Annotated in this window: 16 protein-coding genes and 1 rRNA gene; 9 read left to right on the top strand and 8 right to left on the bottom strand. The window is 64.4% G+C overall.

The window, feature by feature from the left end; translation table 11 throughout:
- The first annotated feature begins 10 nt into the window (after positions 1-10).
- The 3 genes from rrf to GC425_RS07545 all read left to right on the top strand — a co-directional run bounded on the left by rrf (position 11) and on the right by GC425_RS07545 (position 3,569).
- Positions 11-127 (top strand): 5S ribosomal RNA (gene rrf, locus GC425_RS07555).
- A gap of 100 nt (positions 128-227) precedes the next feature.
- Entirely contained in the window at positions 228-965 is a 738-nt protein-coding gene (locus GC425_RS07550) for an ABC transporter ATP-binding protein (RefSeq protein WP_151844550.1), read from the top strand.
- A gap of 3 nt (positions 966-968) precedes the next feature.
- Positions 969-3,569 (top strand): ABC transporter permease, encoded by a 2,601-nt coding sequence (locus tag GC425_RS07545; RefSeq protein ID WP_151844549.1) that lies wholly within the window; start codon positions 969-971, stop codon positions 3,567-3,569.
- A 12-nt stretch (positions 3,570-3,581) separates the two neighbouring features.
- Here GC425_RS07545 and GC425_RS07540 read toward each other — a convergent pair whose 3' ends face one another.
- On the bottom strand, positions 3,582-4,787 hold the full coding sequence (locus GC425_RS07540) for a cobalamin-independent methionine synthase II family protein (protein ID WP_151844578.1): 1,206 nt from the start codon (positions 4,785-4,787) through the stop codon (positions 3,582-3,584).
- Between the two features lie 97 nt (positions 4,788-4,884).
- Here GC425_RS07540 and GC425_RS07535 point away from each other — a divergent pair, with 97 nt between their 5' ends.
- Positions 4,885-5,841, top strand: a complete 957-nt coding sequence (locus tag GC425_RS07535) for a hypothetical protein (RefSeq protein ID WP_151844548.1) — start codon at positions 4,885-4,887, stop codon at positions 5,839-5,841.
- A 113-nt stretch (positions 5,842-5,954) separates the two neighbouring features.
- Positions 5,955-6,806, top strand: coding sequence for a GDSL-type esterase/lipase family protein (locus GC425_RS07530; RefSeq protein WP_151843296.1), 852 nt, complete (start codon positions 5,955-5,957; stop codon positions 6,804-6,806).
- Positions 6,807-6,832: 26 nt separating this feature from the next.
- Here the strand turns inward: GC425_RS07530 and GC425_RS07525 are convergent, their stop codons facing one another.
- The 3 genes from GC425_RS07525 to GC425_RS07515 are packed head-to-tail and all read right to left on the bottom strand — an operon-like array spanning position 6,833 to position 11,436.
- Positions 6,833-7,474, bottom strand: a complete 642-nt coding sequence (locus GC425_RS07525) for a DUF3239 domain-containing protein (protein WP_151843295.1) — start codon at positions 7,472-7,474, stop codon at positions 6,833-6,835.
- Positions 7,471-9,159 carry a DNA repair helicase XPB gene (locus GC425_RS07520; RefSeq protein ID WP_151844547.1) on the bottom strand — a complete coding sequence of 563 codons (1,689 nt, stop codon included), beginning with the start codon at positions 9,157-9,159 and terminating at the stop codon, positions 7,471-7,473. The genes GC425_RS07525 and GC425_RS07520 overlap by 4 nt, the downstream gene beginning before the upstream one ends.
- Positions 9,160-9,180: 21 nt before the next feature.
- Positions 9,181-11,436, bottom strand: coding sequence for a helicase-associated domain-containing protein (locus GC425_RS07515; RefSeq protein ID WP_151844546.1), 2,256 nt, complete (start codon positions 11,434-11,436; stop codon positions 9,181-9,183).
- A 120-nt stretch (positions 11,437-11,556) separates the two neighbouring features.
- Between GC425_RS07515 and GC425_RS07510 the strand changes: the two genes are divergently transcribed.
- Positions 11,557-11,745, top strand: coding sequence for a hypothetical protein (locus GC425_RS07510; RefSeq protein ID WP_151843292.1), 189 nt, complete (start codon positions 11,557-11,559; stop codon positions 11,743-11,745).
- 83 nt (positions 11,746-11,828) lie between these two features.
- On the opposite strand, the gene GC425_RS07505 is transcribed toward GC425_RS07510, so the two are convergent.
- Positions 11,829-12,446, bottom strand: coding sequence for a resuscitation-promoting factor Rpf1 domain-containing protein (locus GC425_RS07505; protein ID WP_151843504.1), 618 nt, complete (start codon positions 12,444-12,446; stop codon positions 11,829-11,831).
- Between the two features lie 345 nt (positions 12,447-12,791).
- On the opposite strand from GC425_RS07505, the gene GC425_RS07500 reads away from it, so the two are divergent.
- Positions 12,792-13,175 carry a cold-shock protein gene (locus tag GC425_RS07500; RefSeq protein WP_151843290.1) on the top strand — a complete coding sequence of 128 codons (384 nt, stop codon included), beginning with the start codon at positions 12,792-12,794 and terminating at the stop codon, positions 13,173-13,175.
- Between the two features lie 9 nt (positions 13,176-13,184).
- On the opposite strand, the gene GC425_RS07495 is transcribed toward GC425_RS07500, so the two are convergent.
- Together GC425_RS07495 and GC425_RS07490 are read right to left on the bottom strand one after the other, a co-directional pair.
- Complete coding sequence (locus GC425_RS07495) at positions 13,185-13,733, bottom strand: DUF2771 domain-containing protein (RefSeq protein ID WP_231699765.1); 549 nt, start codon at positions 13,731-13,733, stop codon at positions 13,185-13,187.
- Between the two features lie 23 nt (positions 13,734-13,756).
- Positions 13,757-14,614, bottom strand: coding sequence for a glutaminyl-peptide cyclotransferase (locus GC425_RS07490; RefSeq protein WP_151844544.1), 858 nt, complete (start codon positions 14,612-14,614; stop codon positions 13,757-13,759).
- A 71-nt stretch (positions 14,615-14,685) separates the two neighbouring features.
- Between GC425_RS07490 and GC425_RS07485 the strand changes: the two genes are divergently transcribed.
- On the top strand, positions 14,686-15,405 hold the full coding sequence (locus GC425_RS07485) for a DUF3027 domain-containing protein (RefSeq protein WP_257822806.1): 720 nt from the start codon (positions 14,686-14,688) through the stop codon (positions 15,403-15,405).
- Between the two features lie 142 nt (positions 15,406-15,547).
- Positions 15,548-17,002, top strand: a complete 1,455-nt coding sequence (locus GC425_RS07480; protein ID WP_257822805.1) for an NCS2 family permease — start codon at positions 15,548-15,550, stop codon at positions 17,000-17,002.
- 18 nt (positions 17,003-17,020) lie between these two features.
- On the opposite strand, the gene GC425_RS07475 is transcribed toward GC425_RS07480, so the two are convergent.
- Positions 17,021-17,956 carry a hypothetical protein gene (locus GC425_RS07475; RefSeq protein WP_151844542.1) on the bottom strand — a complete coding sequence of 312 codons (936 nt, stop codon included), beginning with the start codon at positions 17,954-17,956 and terminating at the stop codon, positions 17,021-17,023.
- Positions 17,957-17,971: the final 15 nt, after the last annotated feature.

The following is a 17,971-nucleotide window of genomic DNA, read 5'->3' as shown; positions in this document are numbered from 1 at the left end:
TGTTTGGTTTGTCGGTGGTTTTAGCGATGGGGTCACGCCCGGTCCCTTTCCGAACCCGGAAGCTAAGCCCGTCAGCGCCGATGGTACTGCACCTGGGAGGGTGTGGGAGAGTAGGTCACCGCCGGCTACAAAAATTTCATAGAGGGTGAGGGTGTACCGTACAGGTTAGAGCTTGTGCGGTACACCCTCACCCTCTTTGTCGTTTCTTTGTCGTTAGGAAGCAGAATATGTCTCAGCCTCAGTACGCAGCGCGTGCCGAAAACCTCACCAAAACCTATGGCCACGGCGACACCGCCGTCACGGCACTTCACGGCGTGTCCGTAGGCTTCGAACAAGGCAAATTCACTGCCATCATGGGCCCTTCCGGCTCCGGTAAATCCACGCTCATGCACTGCATGGCAGCCCTGGACTCCATCACCAGCGGCAACGCCTACATCGGCGATACCGACATCTCCTCCCTCAAAGACAAAGACATCACCAGCCTCCGGCGCGATCGCCTCGGCTTTATCTTCCAATCCTTCAACCTCATCAGCACTCTGTCCGCCGCGGAGAACATCACCCTGCCGATGGACGTCGCTGGCAAGAAGGTGAACAAGCAGTGGTTTGATGAAGTCACAAAGCTTCTGGGGCTGAGCTCCCGCCTTAGCCACCGCCCCACCGAACTGTCCGGCGGGCAGCAACAACGCGTGGCCTGCGCTCGCGCCCTCGTCGCCCAACCTGAGATCATCTTCGGCGACGAGCCCACCGGAAACCTGGACTCAAACAGCTCCAAGGAAGTCCTCACCATCCTGCGCCAGGCGGTGGACGACCACGATCAAACCGTTGTCATCGTCACCCACGACGCCCACGCAGCCTCCTATGCCGACAGGGTTATCTTCCTCGCCGACGGAGAGATCGTCGCGGAACTCGAAGGTGCCTCCTCCGAGGAGATTCTGAAAACCATGACTAGCCTCGAGGAGCGATAAGCCATGGCCTCATCATCCCCGATGCGTACCGTGGCGATGCGCTCGCTGCTCGCTCACAAGGTGCGTTTTCTTCTCACGATTCTGGCCGTCCTGCTGGGCACGGCCTTCGTGGCGTCCAGCTTCATGCTGACCAATTCCCTGTCCAAGACGTTCAATTCCCTGGTCGACGAAGAGCTCGCCGATGTGAGCGCCGTCGTCCTGCCAGCGGACACGAACCCAGATGGGCTGTCCGTTCAGGACGTGGGGCGGATTCGTGAGATGCCCGGCGTCGGACATGTCAATATCAATCAGGACCACCCCGTCATCGTCGCCAACAGCAACGACGAAGCATTGCAGACCGGCGGCGCACCCTCGTCGATCAGCCCCTTCTACCCGCCCGGCGAGTCGGTGCGGGCGCTGGATATCGTGGACGGCGCTGCACCCCACGGCGCGCACGAGGTCCTGCTCAACAAGGGTGCAGCGAAGGACCACGGCATTCACGTGGGCGACACGGTGAAGGTGGTGGATCGCTCCACACAGGAGTCCGTGACGGTCACGGGTATCTATGACACCCCGTCCGAAACCGGCGGCTATATCGGCGTGCTCATGGACGCGCCGGCGTTTGTGGAGCAGTGGACGAACGGGCATCTGGAGCAGGGCGTGATGGTGAGCGCGGCCGAGGGCACCTCGCAGGAGCAGCTGATAGAGCAGCTGCGGCAGGCCTATCCCAACGACCAGGTGAAGACCGGCCAGGAGATGGCCGATGAGATTTCCGCCCAGATCAGCAAGGCGCTCAGCTTTGTGAATTACTTCCTGGTGGCCTTCGGGCTCATTGCCCTGGTGGTCGGCACATTCATCATCGCCAATACCTTCGCCATGATTGTGGCTCAGCGGCTGCGGGAATTCGCGCTGCTGCGGTCCCTGGGTGTGTCCCAGGGGCAGGTCACCCGCTCGGTAGTGGGGGAGGCGCTGGTGGTCGGCATTGTCGGATCCCTGCTGGGAGTGCTTGCGGGCGTGGGGCTGGTCCATGCCATCTACGCGGTGATGGACGCCACCGGCTTCGGGCTGCCCGCCGGCGGTGTGGCGCTGAGCGTGAGCAGCGTGCTGGTGCCGGTGGTGCTGGGCACGCTGGTGACCGTCATTTCTGCGTGGGCGCCGGCCCGCCGCGCGGGTGCGGTGAAGCCCGTGGAGGCGATGCGATCGGGTGATAGCAGCTCGGCGTCCTCGTTGGTGCTGCGGACCGTGGTGGGGATCATCGGCATCGTGGGCGGCATTGCGTGCGCTGTGGCGGCCGCCCTGCTGCTGGATGACTGGTCCACCGCCGGCCGCGCGATTGTGGTCGGCCTGGGCGCGCTGGCACTGATCGTGGGAACGTTCCTGGCGTCCCCTGCGCTGTCCATTCCGATCGTGCCGGGCATCGGACGGGTCGTGGGGCTGCCCTTTGGTGCGATCGGCCGGCTGGCCGCCACCAATTCGAAGCGCAATCCGCGCCGCTCGGCCACCACGGCCTTCGCCCTGACCCTGGGAGTGGCGCTGGTGACCAGCTTCGGCATGCTGGGGGCGACCATGAAGTCCACGGTGGCGGACGTGACGGAATCCACCATTCAGTCCGCCTATATGATCACCGGGGCCAGTTCTACCGGCGGGGAGTTCCCGCTGTCCGAGCAGATCGCGGATGCCGCCGCAGACGTGGACGGAGTGCAGTCCGTGGCCGCCTTGGGCATCGCTCCGGTGACGGTTGCCGGGATGGACAACGCGGGCGCGATCAGCGCTGGCGTGACGAGCTTCTACCAGGGCGATATTGCCCGCTCGGTGGGGCTGAATCTCGTCGAGGGTTCGGCGGACTCCACCCACCCCGGCCTGCTGGTGGAGAAGAATTTCGCCGCCGAGCACGGCTGGGCGATGGGAGACACCCTGGAGATGGGTGTCCCCGGCACGCCGTTGACGCACCCGGTGTCCGTGACCGGCTTCTACGAGAGCAATGATTTGCTAGGCACGTTCCTGCTCTCGGAGCAGTCCGTAAAGGACTTCGCCAACGAGGCCGGAGGCTCGGCCGCGGTGAACAAGAAGGCACTGCTGGCCATTTTTGTCAACAGCGATCCGTCGGTCTCGGGCACCTCGGACATGGAGGCGCTGAAGCAGCGGCTGGTGGACGCGGTGAAGCCGTTCATCGTGGCCCAGGTGGTCACCCCGCAGGAGTACGCCGGCCAGCAGGCCGTGATGATCGATCAGATGCTCAGCGTGCTCTACGCGCTGCTGGCGTTGTCGATCGTGGTGGCCGTGCTGGGCATCATCAATACGTTGGCGTTGAACGTGATTGAACGACGCCAAGAAATCGGGATGCTGCGTGCCGTGGGAACTCACCGTGGTCAGGTGCGTCGCATGATCACGCTGGAGGCGGTGCAGATCGCCCTGTACGGTGCGGTGATTGGTGTGGCCGTGGGGCTGATCCTCGGCTGGGCGTTCATCAAGGTGCTCGCCGGCGAGGGGCTGGGCACCGTGACCTACCCGTGGATGACGATCCTGGGCATGCTGGTCGGTGCCGCGCTAGTGGGCGTGGTGGCGGCTGTGTGGCCGGCGGTGAAGGCCTCCCGCACTCCACCGCTGGAGGCTATCGCGGACTAGCCGCTGAGCCGTTTAGCCGTTGAGCTCCCGGGAGGCGATCGCGGCGCCCTCCACCAGGCTTTCCAGCTTCGCCCAGGCGATCTGCTCGTGCAGGCGGCCGCCCAGGCCGCAGTCGGTGGAGGCGACCACGTTCTCCGGACCCACGAGTTCCGCGAACTGGATGATCCGGTCAGCGACTAGCCGTGGGTGCTCCACCGCGTTCATCGCGTGGGAGACCACGCCCGGGTAGATCAGGGTGTTCTTCGGCAGCTCGCGGTTCTGCCACACGCGCCACTCGTGGGCGTGGCGCGGGGAGGCGCCTTCGAAGGAGTGGCCGCCCACGTTGGCCTCCAAGATGGTGTCCACGATGTCGCCGAAGGGGACGTCCGTGGTGTGGGGACCGTGCCACGAACCCCAGCAGATGTGCAGGCGGGTTTGTTCGCGGGGGATGTCTGTGATGGCGAGGTTGATGGCGTCGATCCTCTTGGCGATCCACTCGTTGTAGTCGTCGATGGACGGTTCAGGGTTGATCTGGTCCCAGGCCTCGGCGAGGTCGGGGGCGTCGATCTGGACGGTGAATCCCTGGTCGGCGATGATCTTGTATTCCTCCGCCATGGCTTCGGCGCAGGCGGTGAGGACATCGTCATCGTTGCCGTAGAACTCGTCCTTCAGGCGCGCGGCGCTGCCGGGGGAGATGGCAGCGACGAAGCCACCCGTGGCGCCGGCGGTATCCGCGGCCTCGCGCAGAAGGGCCACGTCCGTGCGGACCTGATCCTGGCCGATGTAGGTGATGGGGCCGGTGAACTTAGGATTGCCCACGGACTTGCGGCCGGTGAAGATGCCGGAGTCCGGGTCCTCGTAGGCGGCGTTGAACAGCTGGCGGTCGCGGCGGTCCGGGAAGCTGGTGAGCTTAATGTTGCCGGGAGTGGAGCGCACGACCTCGGCGTTGGCCCAGCGGTCCTCGTCGGTCATGGTGAGGCCGCCCAGGCGGGAGAAGATGTAGTTCCACCAGGCGCCGTAGTCCACGGCGCCGGAGGTGACGTGTCCGTACTCGCCTTCGTTGACGATGTCGATGCCCAGGTCCACCTGGCGCTTCACAACCTGGGCGATGCCGTCGCGGAGGATGTCCTCGAATTCCTCGCGCTGGATCTCGCCGGCGCTCCAGCGGTTGTTGGCCTCCAGGAGTTCCTGGGTGCGGGGTAGTGAACCCACGTGGGTGGTTTTGATGTGGATGCTCAACGGGTCCCTTTCTGTCTGTGGGGTGATCCCCACCAATATAGGAACCGCGTGGGCGCGAGAAAAGTTGCCAATGACGTTCAGTATTAGAATGGCTTCCATGAGCCTTGATCACACGCCCAATTCCGATATCGCGAACCTTCCGAACAGTGGGAAGGATGTGCAGGAGGGGGTGGAGCCTCTCACCGCGCATCAGCAGATTGCGCAGCTCAACGACTATTTCGAGGATAATTACCCCGAGGTCTTTACTGCCCTGACGCAGGATGAGGGCGCGCCGTACCGGGATGCGGGGATGGCCGTGCCCGCGGAGCTGGTGGAGTCCACGGAGCGTCAGTGGGCCCGCGCCGTGGACCTGATCAGCCATTCCAGCCTGTTGGTGCTGGGGGCGGGGCTGGATCATCGCATGCCTCATAATGCGTTTATTTCCGCGGGCCAGGTGAGTGCCGACGCCCAGCCTTCCTTCGCCACAGACCTGCCTGAGGGGGTCAGCGCCACGGCCATTCGGCCGGCCAACCCCGATGGGTCGGTGGCGATCAGTCTGCATGGCGGCCCGGGATGGTTCGGGGATGGGGAGAGCCATGATCTTTTCTGGTTGCCGTTGTTTGCGTCGGTCGCGGCGCAGTCGGGCACGACCATCGTGGATCTGACCTACCCGCTTCCCGGCTATGGTGCGTGGGATGCCACCCAGGCTGCGGTGGCCGGTGCGTGGGATGTGGTCCGCCAGGCCTTCCCCGGCGAAAAGGTGGGTGTGGTGGCGTTTGGCAGTGGACTGATCGCCGCGGCGCAGGTGCTGGAGCAGGCGGATTTTCTGCTGGCGATGACGCCCCGCATCCCGGAGGGCTTCCAGGTGGATCTCACGGGCGTGCCCACCTTGGTGACGGTGGCGGATTCCGATTCTCGGGGCACCTCGGCAAAAGTGTGCCGCCAGTGGGCGGAGAAGTCCGGGGCGAGCCTGACCTATCAGGAGTGGCCAAGCGAGCACATTATCGCTGCTCCGAGCGTGTGGCGGGAGCGCGTCACGGCGGCGGGGCAGTGGCTGAAAGATTTATTGGGGTAAAAAAGTAACAACTCCACTGCGGGCTGCGTTGATAATGGGGTAAGGTGTGAGGTCGTTAGTATCCCCCATAAATATGCATCTCACTCTATAGCGTTTCAAGTACTGGAGTTTTTATGAAGGCTTTCCGCCGATCCAAGATCGCAGCCCTGGCCATCGCCGCCGTGAGCGCGCTGACTGGTGCCGTTGTTGCCGCGCCGGGCGCGTCCGCTGCGTCGAATAACATCGTCCTCTTCGGCGATTCCATCATGGCTAATTCCCACCACCCCATTGCCGATCACATGCAGGGCCCAGGCCGCGCTCCTGGCAATGCTCCGGCTGATGGCCGTTGTGCACGCGGTGCCTCTCGCGTGGGCCTGTCCCTGCAGCGGGTGACCGGCATCCGCGTGGATGACTACCCATGTAACGGTGCGGTGGCCCACACCCCAGTGGGTGGGGCTAACAACACCAACAACCAGATTTCCCACGCGATCGCCGAGGGTACCCTGACCCCCTCCACCCGCACGGTGTTTATCCAGGCGGGCTTCAACGATGCGTGGAAGGCCCCGGGCGTGTTTGAGTGGCAGCAGCAGGCCTACGTGGATGCGATGCGCGGCCAGATTGGCCGCATCCGCGCGGCCGCTCCTCACGCGAAGATTGCCTTCATTGGTTACCCCTCCATCGTGGGTCCGAATGGCGAGACCTGCCTGATCCACATCCCTGAGCTGCCGAACCCGGTTGCGCCGTTGGGCTTCACCCGCATGCCGTTCGACGCAGCGAACGCGTGGGAGCAGAAGGCCGCCCGGGAGCTGGGCGTGGGCTTCATTGACCTGCAGGGACCGACCATGGGCCATGACATGTGCGCCCCCACCGAGCGCCGCTGGTTCGCCGGGTTCTGGGACAACCTGTCCGATCCGTACAACCTGACCGCGCACCTGACCGTCCCTGGAAACGACGCCGTGGCGCGCATCCTCGCACCGCACGTCTAGATCCAGCGCGGCAGCGCGCTGGCATTCTAGTCGAGAATGAGCAGGTTGCGCTTGGTGTTCTGAACATCCTCCAGGCGATCCACAAGGCCTTCCACTTCCTTCCACTCGGAGGCGGTGAAGGCCTTGTCTGCGTTCTGCAGAACCTTCTTATCCTGGGTGCCCCAGGCGATCGGCATGGGGGAGACCTCCTGGTACAGGCTGCGCTCGCGCAGGGTCTGCACGCCGGTCACGGCGGCAGACGGCACGTGGGCTCCCACTTCGCGGGCCACGCCCGGCACGGAGCTCACGGTACGCACCGCAAGAGCGGGGGCTATCTTCTCCGGGTCCGCCGAGGCGTTCACCAGCGCCAGGATGTCCATGTCCCTGGGGTTCACGCGGGCGACCACAGCCGGAGCCAGCTTGTACAGGTCGTAGTACTGCTGGGGGCTTCCCATCTTGCGCGGCAGGATGGGGATCATGAGCAGGCTCAAGAGCCCGAAGACGCTGAACGCAATGCCCAGGCCTAAGGTCAGGATCGTCGCGCCCGCGGCCCAGAGCATGACCGCCGTGATGGCGAACATAATGACCGCCAGGATCCCGGCGGAGACTTGCAGGCGCTTGGCATCCCGGAAAAACTCGTTGTGCTTCCGGGCGAATTCTTCATCCACGGTGAAGGGGAAATCGGTCATGAGGGGGAGTCGCTTTCTGGGTGGGATGTGTGAGGGTCGGGAAGGTCGAAGGAATCAATGATGCGGTAGCCATAGCCCTGCTCCGCCAGGAAGCGTTGGCGATGGGCCGCATAGTCCGCATCGAGGGTATCGCGGGCCACGATGGAATAGAAGAACGCGCCGCCGCCGTTGGGCTTGGGGCGCAGGATGCGGCCCAAGCGCTGCGCCTCCTCCTGGCGGGAACCGAACGTACCCGAGAGCTGGATGGCCACAGACGCGCCGGGCAGGTCGATGGAGAAGTTCGCTACCTTGGACACCACCAGCGTCTGGATCTCCCCGTCGCGGAATTGCTGGTAGAGCTTCTCGCGCTTGGTGTTTCCGGTCTTGCCGTCGATGACGGGCACTCCCAGCTTCTCGCCGAGCTCTTCCAGCTGGTCGATGTAGGCGCCGATGATGAGCGTGGGCTCGTCGGGGTGCATCGCCATGATGGAGCGCACCACCTTGTACTTGGTGGGGCTGGTGGCCGCGAGGCGGTACTTGTCGGATTGTTCGGCGGTGGCGTAGACCATGCGCTCGGCGTCGGTCAGTTGGACACGCACCTCGGTGCAGTCGGCCGGGGCGATCCACCCTTGGGCTTCGATGTCCTTCCAGGGGGCGTCGAAGCGTTTCGGCCCGATGAGGGAGAAGACGTCGCCTTCCCGCCCGTCCTCGCGCACCAGCGTGGCCGTCAATCCCAATCGACGCCGGCTCTGCAAATCCGAGGTCATCCGAAACACCGGGGCGGGCAGCAGGTGCACCTCGTCGTAGATGATGAGGCCCCAGTCGCGGGAATCGAACAGCTCCAGGGCGCGGAACTCGCCCTTCGTTTTGCGGGTGACCACCTGGTAGGTGGCGATGGTGATGGGGCGGATTTCTTTGCGTTCGCCGGAGTACTCACCGATCTCGTCCTCGGTGAGGCTGGTGCGGCGCAGCAGCTCGTCGCGCCATTGGCGGCCGGCGACGGTGTTCGTGACCAGGATCAGGGTGGTGGCCTTGGCCTTCGCCATCGCGGCGGCGCCGACCATGGTTTTTCCGGCGCCGCAGGGCAGGACCACCACGCCGGATCCGCCTTCCCAGAAGCTGTCGGCGGCCATGGCCTGGTAGTCGCGCAGTTCCCAGCTCTCGTGTTCCTGGGAGAGGTCGATGGGGTGCGCCTCGCCATCGACGTAGCCCGCGAGGTCTTCCGCGGGCCAGCCGACTTTCAGGAGCTCCTGCTTCAGACGTCCGCGCTCGGAGGGGTGCACCGCCACGGTGTCCTCGTCGATCTGGGCGCCCAGCATGGGCTTGATTTTCTTGTGGCGCTGAATCTCGGCCAGCACGGCCCGGTCCGTGGTTTCCAGCACCAGGCCGTGGGCGGGGTGTTTGGCCAGGGTGAGACGGCCGTAGCGGTCCATGGTCTCCGCCACGTCGATGAGTAGCGGTTGGGGCACGGGGAAACGGCTGTAGGTCTCCAGCACGTGCATGACCTGTTCGGCGTCGTGCCCGGCGGCGCGGGCGTTCCACAGCGCCAGCGGGGTGATGCGGTAGGTGTGAATGTGCTCGGGCGCTCGCTCCAGCTCCGCGAAGGGAGCCAACGCGTTGCGCGCAGCGGGGGCATCTGGGTGGTCGATCTCGAGCAGCACCGTCTTATCGGACTGCACAATCAAGGGACCTGTGCCAATGCTCACCAATAGCCTCCTGGGACAAAACTAGGCAGGGTTGTCATCATCGAATCCCCCTATTCTAGCGCCGATCATACGGTGCATGTGCAGGTGGAGGATGTCCTGGTCGCTGATGCGCACCACCGTGACCCGCGAGGGGGAGACCGTCACCACCTGGCACAGCACAGTGACGGTCTGGTTGTCCGCATCCGCATAGGAGACCTCCACCGGGGTGCGCGCCGATTCTGCCTGGCGCAGAGCTTCCTTAATCTCCGCGGGCGTGGTGGCGGTGACGGCGCCATCCCCGTCTAGACCGTTCTCACTGACCGCATCGCGGTACTCCTGCACCTGCTCCACCACCTGCGGCACCACGATGGTGCGCAGCTCCTCCCGCTCACGCGGCGGAAGCTCCACGGTGCCGACTGGAGTGGGAACCCGGTAGGCCGTAAAGGATCCAGCATCCGTGTGTGGGGTGCGACCTGCGCTGACGGCGCGCTGGGCGTCGGATAAAAGATAACGCAAGGATTGCGGCAACGAGTCCACGGTGCGGGCGGGAGACATGCGGCCCAGGAAGTCCAGGATCGCCTCGGCCGACCGTCCCCGCGCGATCGCCTGCTGCGCGAGGGCGGGGGTGACACGCCAGACCGTGGCGATGCCGGAGGACTCCTTGGTGGCGAAGGAGGACAGCGTGTGCGTGTCCTCCGGGCGCAGGGGGCCGGGCGCCAGGATGGTGTGGTCGCCCTGCACGATGAGCATGTCCGTGTAGTCAGGAAGCAGCGACTGCAGGTGCGCGGTCAGCACCTCTCGAGGGGTCTCGGGCGCATCCTCCGGGGTTGCTAGCGCCGCGTGGAAGCCCTGGAGCGCAGGGGTGATCGCCACCTGATCGCCGTGGAGGACCACCAGACCGAGCTGCGCCATGTCCTCTAAGAGACGCTCCCAATGGGCCTGTGGCGTTGACCACGCGAGGTAGGGGCGCAGGCGCCACACGTGCTCCCACACCCCCTCGCGAGACGGGCCGGCCTGCAGGAGCGCCTCGGGCAGGAAACGGCGGATCCGGGCGGTGTGCGCAGACCACAACTGCGGGTGGCCTTGTCGCAGCTCCTCGTGGTGCATCCAGGGGGAGTAGCCGGAGCCGGCCCAGCCGAGCAGAAGCTCAGCCCATTGGGAGGCAATGTCGGCCTCCAGGACATCCAGCGCCCGTTCGGTCACGGCATAGACGTGCGCTGGGGAGCCCTGGTAGCGCGGGGTGGCTTCGTCCAGGGCTATGAGGCCGCAGGCCAGCAGCCAGTCTAGGCGGGACACGATGTAGTCCTCCGGGCGGCCCAGCTGCTTGGCGAGTTTGCGCACATCGCGCACGCCGATGCCGCCCTTGGCCAGCGGGGCGAGCGGGGCTTGGGCTACCTCCTCGAGGATGTCGGCAAGCTCGGTGAGGAACTGGACGACCTCGGCGACCGCGCTGTGTGCTTCGGCGGGGTCTGCGGGGGTGGGTGGGTCTGTGCCGTCTGTGCTGTCTGGGCGCACCCATGTCCCGCCGGCGGGGGAGACCACGGCCTCGCGCAAGGCCTGCTGGACTCGCCCGGAGATGCGCGCGGTGGTGTCGTCGATGAGGTCCAGGACCCCGGCGCTCACCATCTTGGCCAGGGGATGGTCTGGATCCGCGTCTGCCGCGAATGCCGCCGAATGACCGACGCCCCCGTTGGCGTGCAGCGTACGCAACACCGCCTGTTGCCGAGGCGATAGCTCCTCGAGGGTGCGGCGCAGGTCCGCTTCCGGCTGAGGATTCCGGTGGGCGTCCACCAGGCGCCACACGTGGGTGGTTCCCGGGTTGAAGCAGTCGGGCAGCTGTGGCGGAACTCCCAGCAGGGTGGCCGGTTCGGTGGTGAGCAGCTCGATCACGTCCGTGGCGGGGGCGGTGAGTGCGAGCTCGGGGGAGAACAGCAGGCCGCGGTGGAGCAGTCGGGCTGCGGCGGCGCGGACGTGGTCGGTGGTGGGGATGCGCTCGGCGGGGGTGCCTGTGATCTCGAAGAGTTCGGCGAGGGTGTCCAGGATCTCCTCGAAGGAGGCGGGGTAACGGCCGGCGTCGAGCTCCGTGGCGGCGTGCAGGATCGCGAGCTCAACCCCGTCGAGCTGGGTGAGCAGCGCATCCAGGGAGCCGGGGGAGTGCATGGCCAGGGAGTTTAGGTGGCGGGTGCCATCGGGGTAGGTGGACTCCAGCATGTCGGTGAAGAAGTGGTGGAGAACCTCATCGTCGTGGCAGGCGAGCCACTGGAGGTATGAGGGAAAGAAGTCACCGTGCTGAGTCATGATCTGTCCATTCTAGTCGTTTATCACCACAAAGGTTTCTGCGCTGGAATCTGCACCGTTTGGGGGAAGCAGGTGGGGTTCGGCGTGAGTTTTGAGGAAGTTTGTGCGAAAATATGAAGCATGTCTAACCACAAGAAGAACGGCTTCGTCGATCCGGCTTGGCCAACGAACCTGCCAGAAGGCCAGCACGCAATGACGGAGCTGGTTGCAACCACCGCCGGTGCTATGAACCCCTACGGTGAGGTTGAATTCCCCGTGGATCCGTCCACCCTGAGCTACGTGCACCCTCACACGGTGATCAACAAGTAGCTCCTCGCTTCTGTCGCGAGAAACAACAAAGAACCCTTCCACCTTGTCGTTAAGGTGGAAGGGTTCTGTGCGTTGGGTGTGTTCTAGCGAGGCAGAACGGCGTTGATCAGTGCTTCGTTCTGGGAGTAGAACGCGTTCAAGTGATCGCGGTGCTGGTTGTAGACGTTGATGATCTCCTGAGGAACCTCGATGCCGCGAGCCTTCAGGTCGGCCACGATCTTGTTGAAGGCGGCGTCCAGGGCAGTCTCGTTGGGCTGGGAGGCCAGGGTCTGTACAGCGTTGTTGATCTCAGCGGCACGGTTCTGGTGGCCGGCGTAGCCCACGGTGCGCTGCTGCGCAGGGGAGTTCAGGCCCAGCTTTGCGGAGCAGGCAGGCCATGCTCCCCAGCCTTGCTTGGCGAGGACGCGCTCGGCAACAACGATCTGCTGCTCGCGGGTTGCCTGGTTTGCGGTGGGAGCGAACTCGCCGCCGCCGAAGGCGTTCCAGGTCTGTGCGGAGAACTGCAGGCCGCCGTGGTAGCCGTTGCCGGTGTTGATGGCCCAGTTGCCGCCGGACTCACACTGTGCCAGGCGATCCCAGTCAGAGTCTGGAGCTGCGGAAGCTGCTGGTGCGAGTGCGGCGGAAGCTCCTGCGAGAGCCACGCCGGCCAGGGCGATGCGAGCTCCAGTGGAGAAGGAGGTGCGCTTGGTGTGCTGTCCCATAAGTGTCTGTATCCCTTTCGGATCTTCGTATAACGAGGATCTTCATGATGCCTCTTCTCGGTACTGGGGCTACGCTACTTGGTGAAACCTGCTGAGTCACCTTTTTCCGAGATTTTTTCTTGAGGCGCGTTGCGACGGCTGGTGCCCCAACCAGCGCTGTGAGCAGGAGTTTATCTAAAATTTCCCAATTCGTTACCATTCTGTGATGTGATGAAGATCACACTGTGAGGGCTCGGGAAAGACGTCAAAACGCCCCCGCAGCGCGCCGTTTTGTCTACATCCGCCCCGCTCCCTATAATCTAATCTTTCAAACACGCCCCCCTTAAACACGTGAGGAGAGAAGCCATGCCAACGGGAAAAGTAAAGTGGTATGACGCTGACCGAGGATTCGGATTCGTCAGCAACCCAGGCGACGAAGACGTCTACGTCGGCGCACAGGTTCTCCCAGAGGGCGTGACCGACCTGGTGAAGGGACAGCGCCTGGAATACGAAATCGTATCCGGCCGCCGCGGCCCCCAGGCCCTGACCGTCACCGTGCTGGACGAGGGTCCGAAGCGCGCCCAGCACAAGTACAAGCCAGCGCAGCTGCACACCATGGTTCAGGACACCATCACCATGCTGGACTCCCGGGTGCTTCCCGTGCTGGAAAGCGGACGACGCCCCGACCGCAAGGACGCCCGCCCCATCGCCGAGATTTTGCGCACCATCGCCCGCGAGCTGGACTCTTAAGATCGCGCCTTAAGCCACGATCTCCAGCGACCAGATCGTCATGATCGGCGTTTGCTGCTTGTCCGCATCCACGCCGATCAGCAGGGACTGCACCTCCACCACCTTCAACTGAGGCGTGGAGCCGTCACCGGCCTTCTTGTCCGCCTCCACGGACAGCGTGACCTCGTGCTTCTCATCGGACTTAAAGTAGTTGTCCTCGTTGGCACCCGGATCGTCAAACACCTTCAGCAGAGACCAGTCATGGTCGTAGACATCCTCCGGAATCCTCAGCGTGAATTCCTTGGCACCATGAAGCTCTAGTTTCGTGGGCTGTGAGGGCGTGCACTGGGCGTCGTCGACCTCGCACGTGGAATACGGCGCAAGTTCGATCTCGCGGTCGCCCACCACCGCGGTGATGCGTTGATCCTGCGGCAACACATCTACCTGGCGGTCCTTCCACGCGTTGTAGCCCAGCACCGCGCCGACCACCACGATCACGGCGCACACGATGGCTAACCCGATCAGCAACTGACGGCGCTGCTGCTTCTTACGCCTTTGCTTCTTGGTTAATTCAGTCACGCGCACCATGGTAGAGCACAGGACTACTTATCCTTGAACTGGACCTCGTACAGCTCATCCCAATACTTGCCCGTCACATAGAACTTCCGCTCCGTTGCGGAGGTCCCAGGGATCGACGCAATGCCGTTCAACACGTCGGCGCCTCGATCCTCCTGCGCGGGCAGCATCCCCGCGAGGTCCACCACATCCTTCACCTCTCCCGTGTCCGGATCGATGCGTACAATGTCATCCCGCTGCCACACATTCGCCCACACGGACCCGTCCGAGGAGCAGTCCAGCTCGTTGAGCTTCGGCAGGGGATCGCCGTGGAGGGTGACGTCCACGCGCCCGAGCTCCTCAAACGTGTCAGGATCCCGGAAGTATAAGGTGCTCGTTCCATCGGACATCACTAGGCGCTGGCCATCGGAGCACAGGCCCCACCCCTCGGTGGGGTACTCCACCCGATCGATCTCCGAGAGGTCGGAGGCCTTGCGCTTGATTGCCGTGTGCTCCTTCCACGTCAGCTGCCAGACGTGATCCCCGTGGAGAGCAATGCCCTCGCCGAAAAACTCCGCCGGGAGGTTGTGGTTCTGGGACTGCTTATTGTCCAGGGTGGTGCGGTAGATGCGGGATTGCGAGTACATGCCCGTGCCCACCAGCAGGCTGCCATCGGGCGCGACCTCCAGGCCTTGGGTGAAGCTGGACTTGTCCCAGGGGTGCGCCGCCAGCACCTCAGCTGTCAGGATGTGAGCCTGGGGAGCGTCGGACGAGGAGGAGGTCTCGGACGAGGAGGAGCAGCTGACCAGGCTGGTGGCGGCGCCGAGGCCCAGGGCGACAGCCAGGACGGTGCACCACGGGACGCGATGAGTACTGCGGCGGGAGGGGCGGGCGGAGTTCAACATGGTCCAATCATGCCTTATTCCAGGGGTTCCATAGGTAGAGAACCCACAGAAAGGGCATAATGGTTTCTAATATGAGTAGAAGCAAACGACGTCGGGGGCGTTCCCGCCCCGCAATCTTATTCAGCCCAGAGGCTGTTGACCTGGCTCGGGACGCGTTGTCGGAAGTGGGGGGCGACGAGGTGGGGGAACACCTGGGAGCAACGGTCAGCAACGGGATGGTGATCCACCGATTCGAGAGCCTTACCCCCGGATATAGTGGCTGGGAATGGAACGCCGTCCTGGCCTGCGTCCCGGGAACCGGCAACCTGACGGTCAGCGAGGTCACCCTTCAAGCGGGCAAGAAAGCCCAGCTGGCGCCCAAGTGGGTTCCCTACGAAGACCGCGTCCGCCCGGGTGATCTGGGGCCGGGCGATGTCCTTCCCCCGAAGCACGACGACGAGCGCTTGTGCCCCAAGCGCGACGTGCGGGACAAGAACGGTTTCCAGCGCAACCAGAACGCCAAGCGCGTCCTGTCCGAAAAGGGGCTGGAGGCAGCGACGAAGCGATGGCGCGCCGAACGCGGCCGGGGGTCTCTGATGGCCCGCCGCGCAGAACACACCTGCGCCACCTGCGCGTTCTTCTTGCCGTGGCGGCAGAACACCGTGGTGTACGGAATATGCTCCAATGAGTACTCCGCCGATGGCCAGGTGGTGGACTCCCGCTATGGGTGCGGCGCCCACTCCCTGTCCAAGGAGGAGAAGCCGGTCCAGGAGGGCAAGCGGTACGGGGTGTTCGACGACGGGGCCTACTAGAGGCAGCCTCTGCGTGCCGTCCTAACTTGCTCGCAGATGGGGTGGCGTGGCAGTTTTATGTTCAACGTGCGTGCGCGAACCGCGTGCACGCACGACCATACTGCTTGGACCATGACGCGCGAAGAGAAAGAGCCAACCAACCATGGCGACGACGAGGGCACCACACACCCAGGGCACAGGTAGTGCTCTGGACCGCTATTTCCAGATTTCCTCCCGCGGATCCAGCGTGGGCACCGAACTACGGGCCGGTGTAGTGACCTTCTTTGCGATGGCCTACATCATCATCTTGAACCCGCTGATCCTGTCGGGTGCCGATCACACCGGGGCCACGCTGGGGCTCAATCGCGTGGCTGCCGTCACCGCCCTGGCCGCCGGCGTGATGACGCTGGCCTTCGGCATCTTCGCCCGCCACCCCTTCGGCATCGCCACGGGCTTGGGCATCAACACGCTGGTGGGCGTGACCTTTGTCGCCACGGAGGGGCTGACCTGGCCGGAAGCGATGGGCCTGGTGGTCATCGACGGTGTAATCATCGTGCTGCTGGCCGTGACGGGCTTCCGCGAGGCCGTGTTCAACGCAATCCCCGCGTCTCTTAAGGCCGCGATCAGCGTGGGCATTGGTATGTTCATCGCCATGATCGGGCTGGTCGACGCGGGCTTTGTACGCCGAGTCCCCGACGCCGCGCACACCACCGTGCCCGTCCAGCTGGGTAGCGCGGGCTCCATCAACGCGTGGCCAACGTTCGTGTTCGTGGTGGGTCTGTTGATCTGCGGCGTGATGGTGGTCAAGCAGGTTCGCGGAGGCCTGTTCCTCGGCATTGTGCTGACCACCATCATCGCTATCGTGGTGGAGGCTGTGACGCACGCTGGTTCGTCCGCGGACAACCCTGCGGGCTGGAACCTGGCCGTGCCGACCGTGCCGGACTCCCTCGGAGGTATGCCGGACCTGTCCCTGGTGGGGGCCGTGGACCTGTTCGGGGCGTTTAGCCGCGTGGGATTCCTCTCCGCGGTGATGCTGATTTTCACCCTGGTGCTGGCCAACTTCTTCGACGCGATGGGAACCTTCACCGGGCTGGGCAAGCAGACCGGTGTGATTGACAAGGACGGCAAGCTTCCGAACCTACGCACCTCCTTGGTGGTGGAAGGTGCCGGAGCCATCGTGGGTGGTGCCGTATCCTCCTCCTCGAACACGGTGTACGTGGACTCCGCGGCGGGTATCGCCGATGGCGCCCGCACGGGTCTGGCCAACGTAGTCACGGGTTTGCTTTTCCTGGCGGCCATGTTCTTTACCCCGCTGTATTCCATCGTCCCCATCGAGGCGGCGGCCCCCGTGCTGGTGATCGTGGGTGCGCTGATGATGGCCCAGATCAAGGACATTGACTTCAGCGACTTCAGCATTGCCCTGCCGGCCTTCCTGACCATCGCGGTGATGCCGTTTACCTACTCCATCGCCAACGGCATTGGCGTGGGATTCGTGACCTACGTGGTGATGGCGCTGTTCGCCGGCCGAGGCCGCACGGTGCACCCGCTGCTCTACATCGTGGCAGCGCTGTTCCTGGTGTACTTCGCGGCAGAGCCCGTGATGAACCTGGTACAGTAACCCGGCTCATCGACCGGCCTAGCGCAGCTTCTTGCGCACCGCCGAGGCCCCGCGCCGCAGCTGCTGCAGCACAGACAGACCCACCTTCTTCGCCACCTCGGCGGTGGTGGGTTCGGCGCTGGCGGCAGGGGCGGCGTAATCGTCATAGCCGGAGCCGGCAAGGTCCGGAGAGGACGTGGAGTCCGCAGCGTCTGCGGCATCCTCGCTCCCGCCGCGCTTCCACGGCAACAGACTGCTCACCATGGACTCCGGGACCTTGGCCTCCGGGCGGCCGTCAATAGCGAACGCGGCCACGGGGATTTCCAGCACTTCTCGGGCGCGACCCCAGGCGTCGGAGTCGGCGGTCACGGGGAATCCCATCCAGGATTCGGCGGCACCCATCGCCAATTGGGAAGGATCGAACGGCAGCAGGATGCCCGTGGTTTCGTGGGTGCCCTCCCAGTAGCGGGACTCGACCGGCTCGGGCAGCCCTTCGTCCTCAAACACGGTCTGGCGGGTGGCGGAAAACGCGCGCTTGAGCTCCCCGCCCGACCAGTGCGCGAAGGCGCCATAGGTGGCATCCAGCTGCGGCGCCTCCGGCTCGTGGCCCACCGTGCCCACCCCAGGAAGCTCCAGCTCCGCCTCCTCGTCGCCGGAGGAGACCAGCGCGGTGGCGTACACATCTGCGGCGCTCACCAGCGTGCGGAAACGCTCCGGGACCTGCGAGATCCGCACCAACCCGGGGATCACCACCTGCACCACGGACACCCCGGCGGGGAAGCCGCCGATGTAGAACTCGTTGATGCTAGGCGGAGTGGAGCGGATCATATCGAAATCGCCGATATGGGTGCGCGGCCACGCGGGATTGAGCTGTGCCAGATACTTGCGGGCGAAACCGCGATCGGCTTCTGGCTCCGCCAGCAGAATGTCGCGCGGGCGGGCAGCATTAACAAACCAAAGGGTGACCAGGGCCATGGGGTCCTTCTCGTT

The sequence above is a fragment of the Corynebacterium sp. zg254 genome (assembly GCF_024701495.1).
GTDB lineage: Bacteria > Actinomycetota > Actinomycetes > Mycobacteriales > Mycobacteriaceae > Corynebacterium > Corynebacterium zhongnanshanii.
Note: the sequence above shows the minus strand (reverse complement) of the source record. Positions and strands in the feature narration are given on the sequence as shown.

Bases quoted from the DNA above. Each gene is read 5' to 3' on its own strand.
- GC425_RS07550 (WP_151844550.1), top strand. From the start codon at position 228: ATGTCTCAGCCTCAGTACGCAGCGCGTGCCGAAAACCTCACCAAAACC.
- GC425_RS07545 (WP_151844549.1), top strand. From the start codon at position 969: ATGGCCTCATCATCCCCGATGCGTACCGTGGCGATGCGCTCGCTGCTC.
- GC425_RS07535 (WP_151844548.1), top strand. From the start codon at position 4,885: ATGAGCCTTGATCACACGCCCAATTCCGATATCGCGAACCTTCCGAAC.
- GC425_RS07530 (WP_151843296.1), top strand. From the start codon at position 5,955: ATGAAGGCTTTCCGCCGATCCAAGATCGCAGCCCTGGCCATCGCCGCC.
- GC425_RS07525 (WP_151843295.1), bottom strand. From the start codon at position 7,474: ATGACCGATTTCCCCTTCACCGTGGATGAAGAATTCGCCCGGAAGCAC.
- GC425_RS07515 (WP_151844546.1), bottom strand. From the start codon at position 11,436: ATGACTCAGCACGGTGACTTCTTTCCCTCATACCTCCAGTGGCTCGCC.
- GC425_RS07510 (WP_151843292.1), top strand. From the start codon at position 11,557: ATGTCTAACCACAAGAAGAACGGCTTCGTCGATCCGGCTTGGCCAACG.
- GC425_RS07505 (WP_151843504.1), bottom strand. From the start codon at position 12,446: ATGGGACAGCACACCAAGCGCACCTCCTTCTCCACTGGAGCTCGCATC.
- GC425_RS07500 (WP_151843290.1), top strand. From the start codon at position 12,792: ATGCCAACGGGAAAAGTAAAGTGGTATGACGCTGACCGAGGATTCGGA.
- GC425_RS07490 (WP_151844544.1), bottom strand. From the start codon at position 14,614: ATGTTGAACTCCGCCCGCCCCTCCCGCCGCAGTACTCATCGCGTCCCG.
- GC425_RS07485 (WP_257822806.1), top strand. From the start codon at position 14,686: ATGAGTAGAAGCAAACGACGTCGGGGGCGTTCCCGCCCCGCAATCTTA.
- GC425_RS07480 (WP_257822805.1), top strand. From the start codon at position 15,548: ATGGCGACGACGAGGGCACCACACACCCAGGGCACAGGTAGTGCTCTG.
- GC425_RS07475 (WP_151844542.1), bottom strand. From the start codon at position 17,956: ATGGCCCTGGTCACCCTTTGGTTTGTTAATGCTGCCCGCCCGCGCGAC.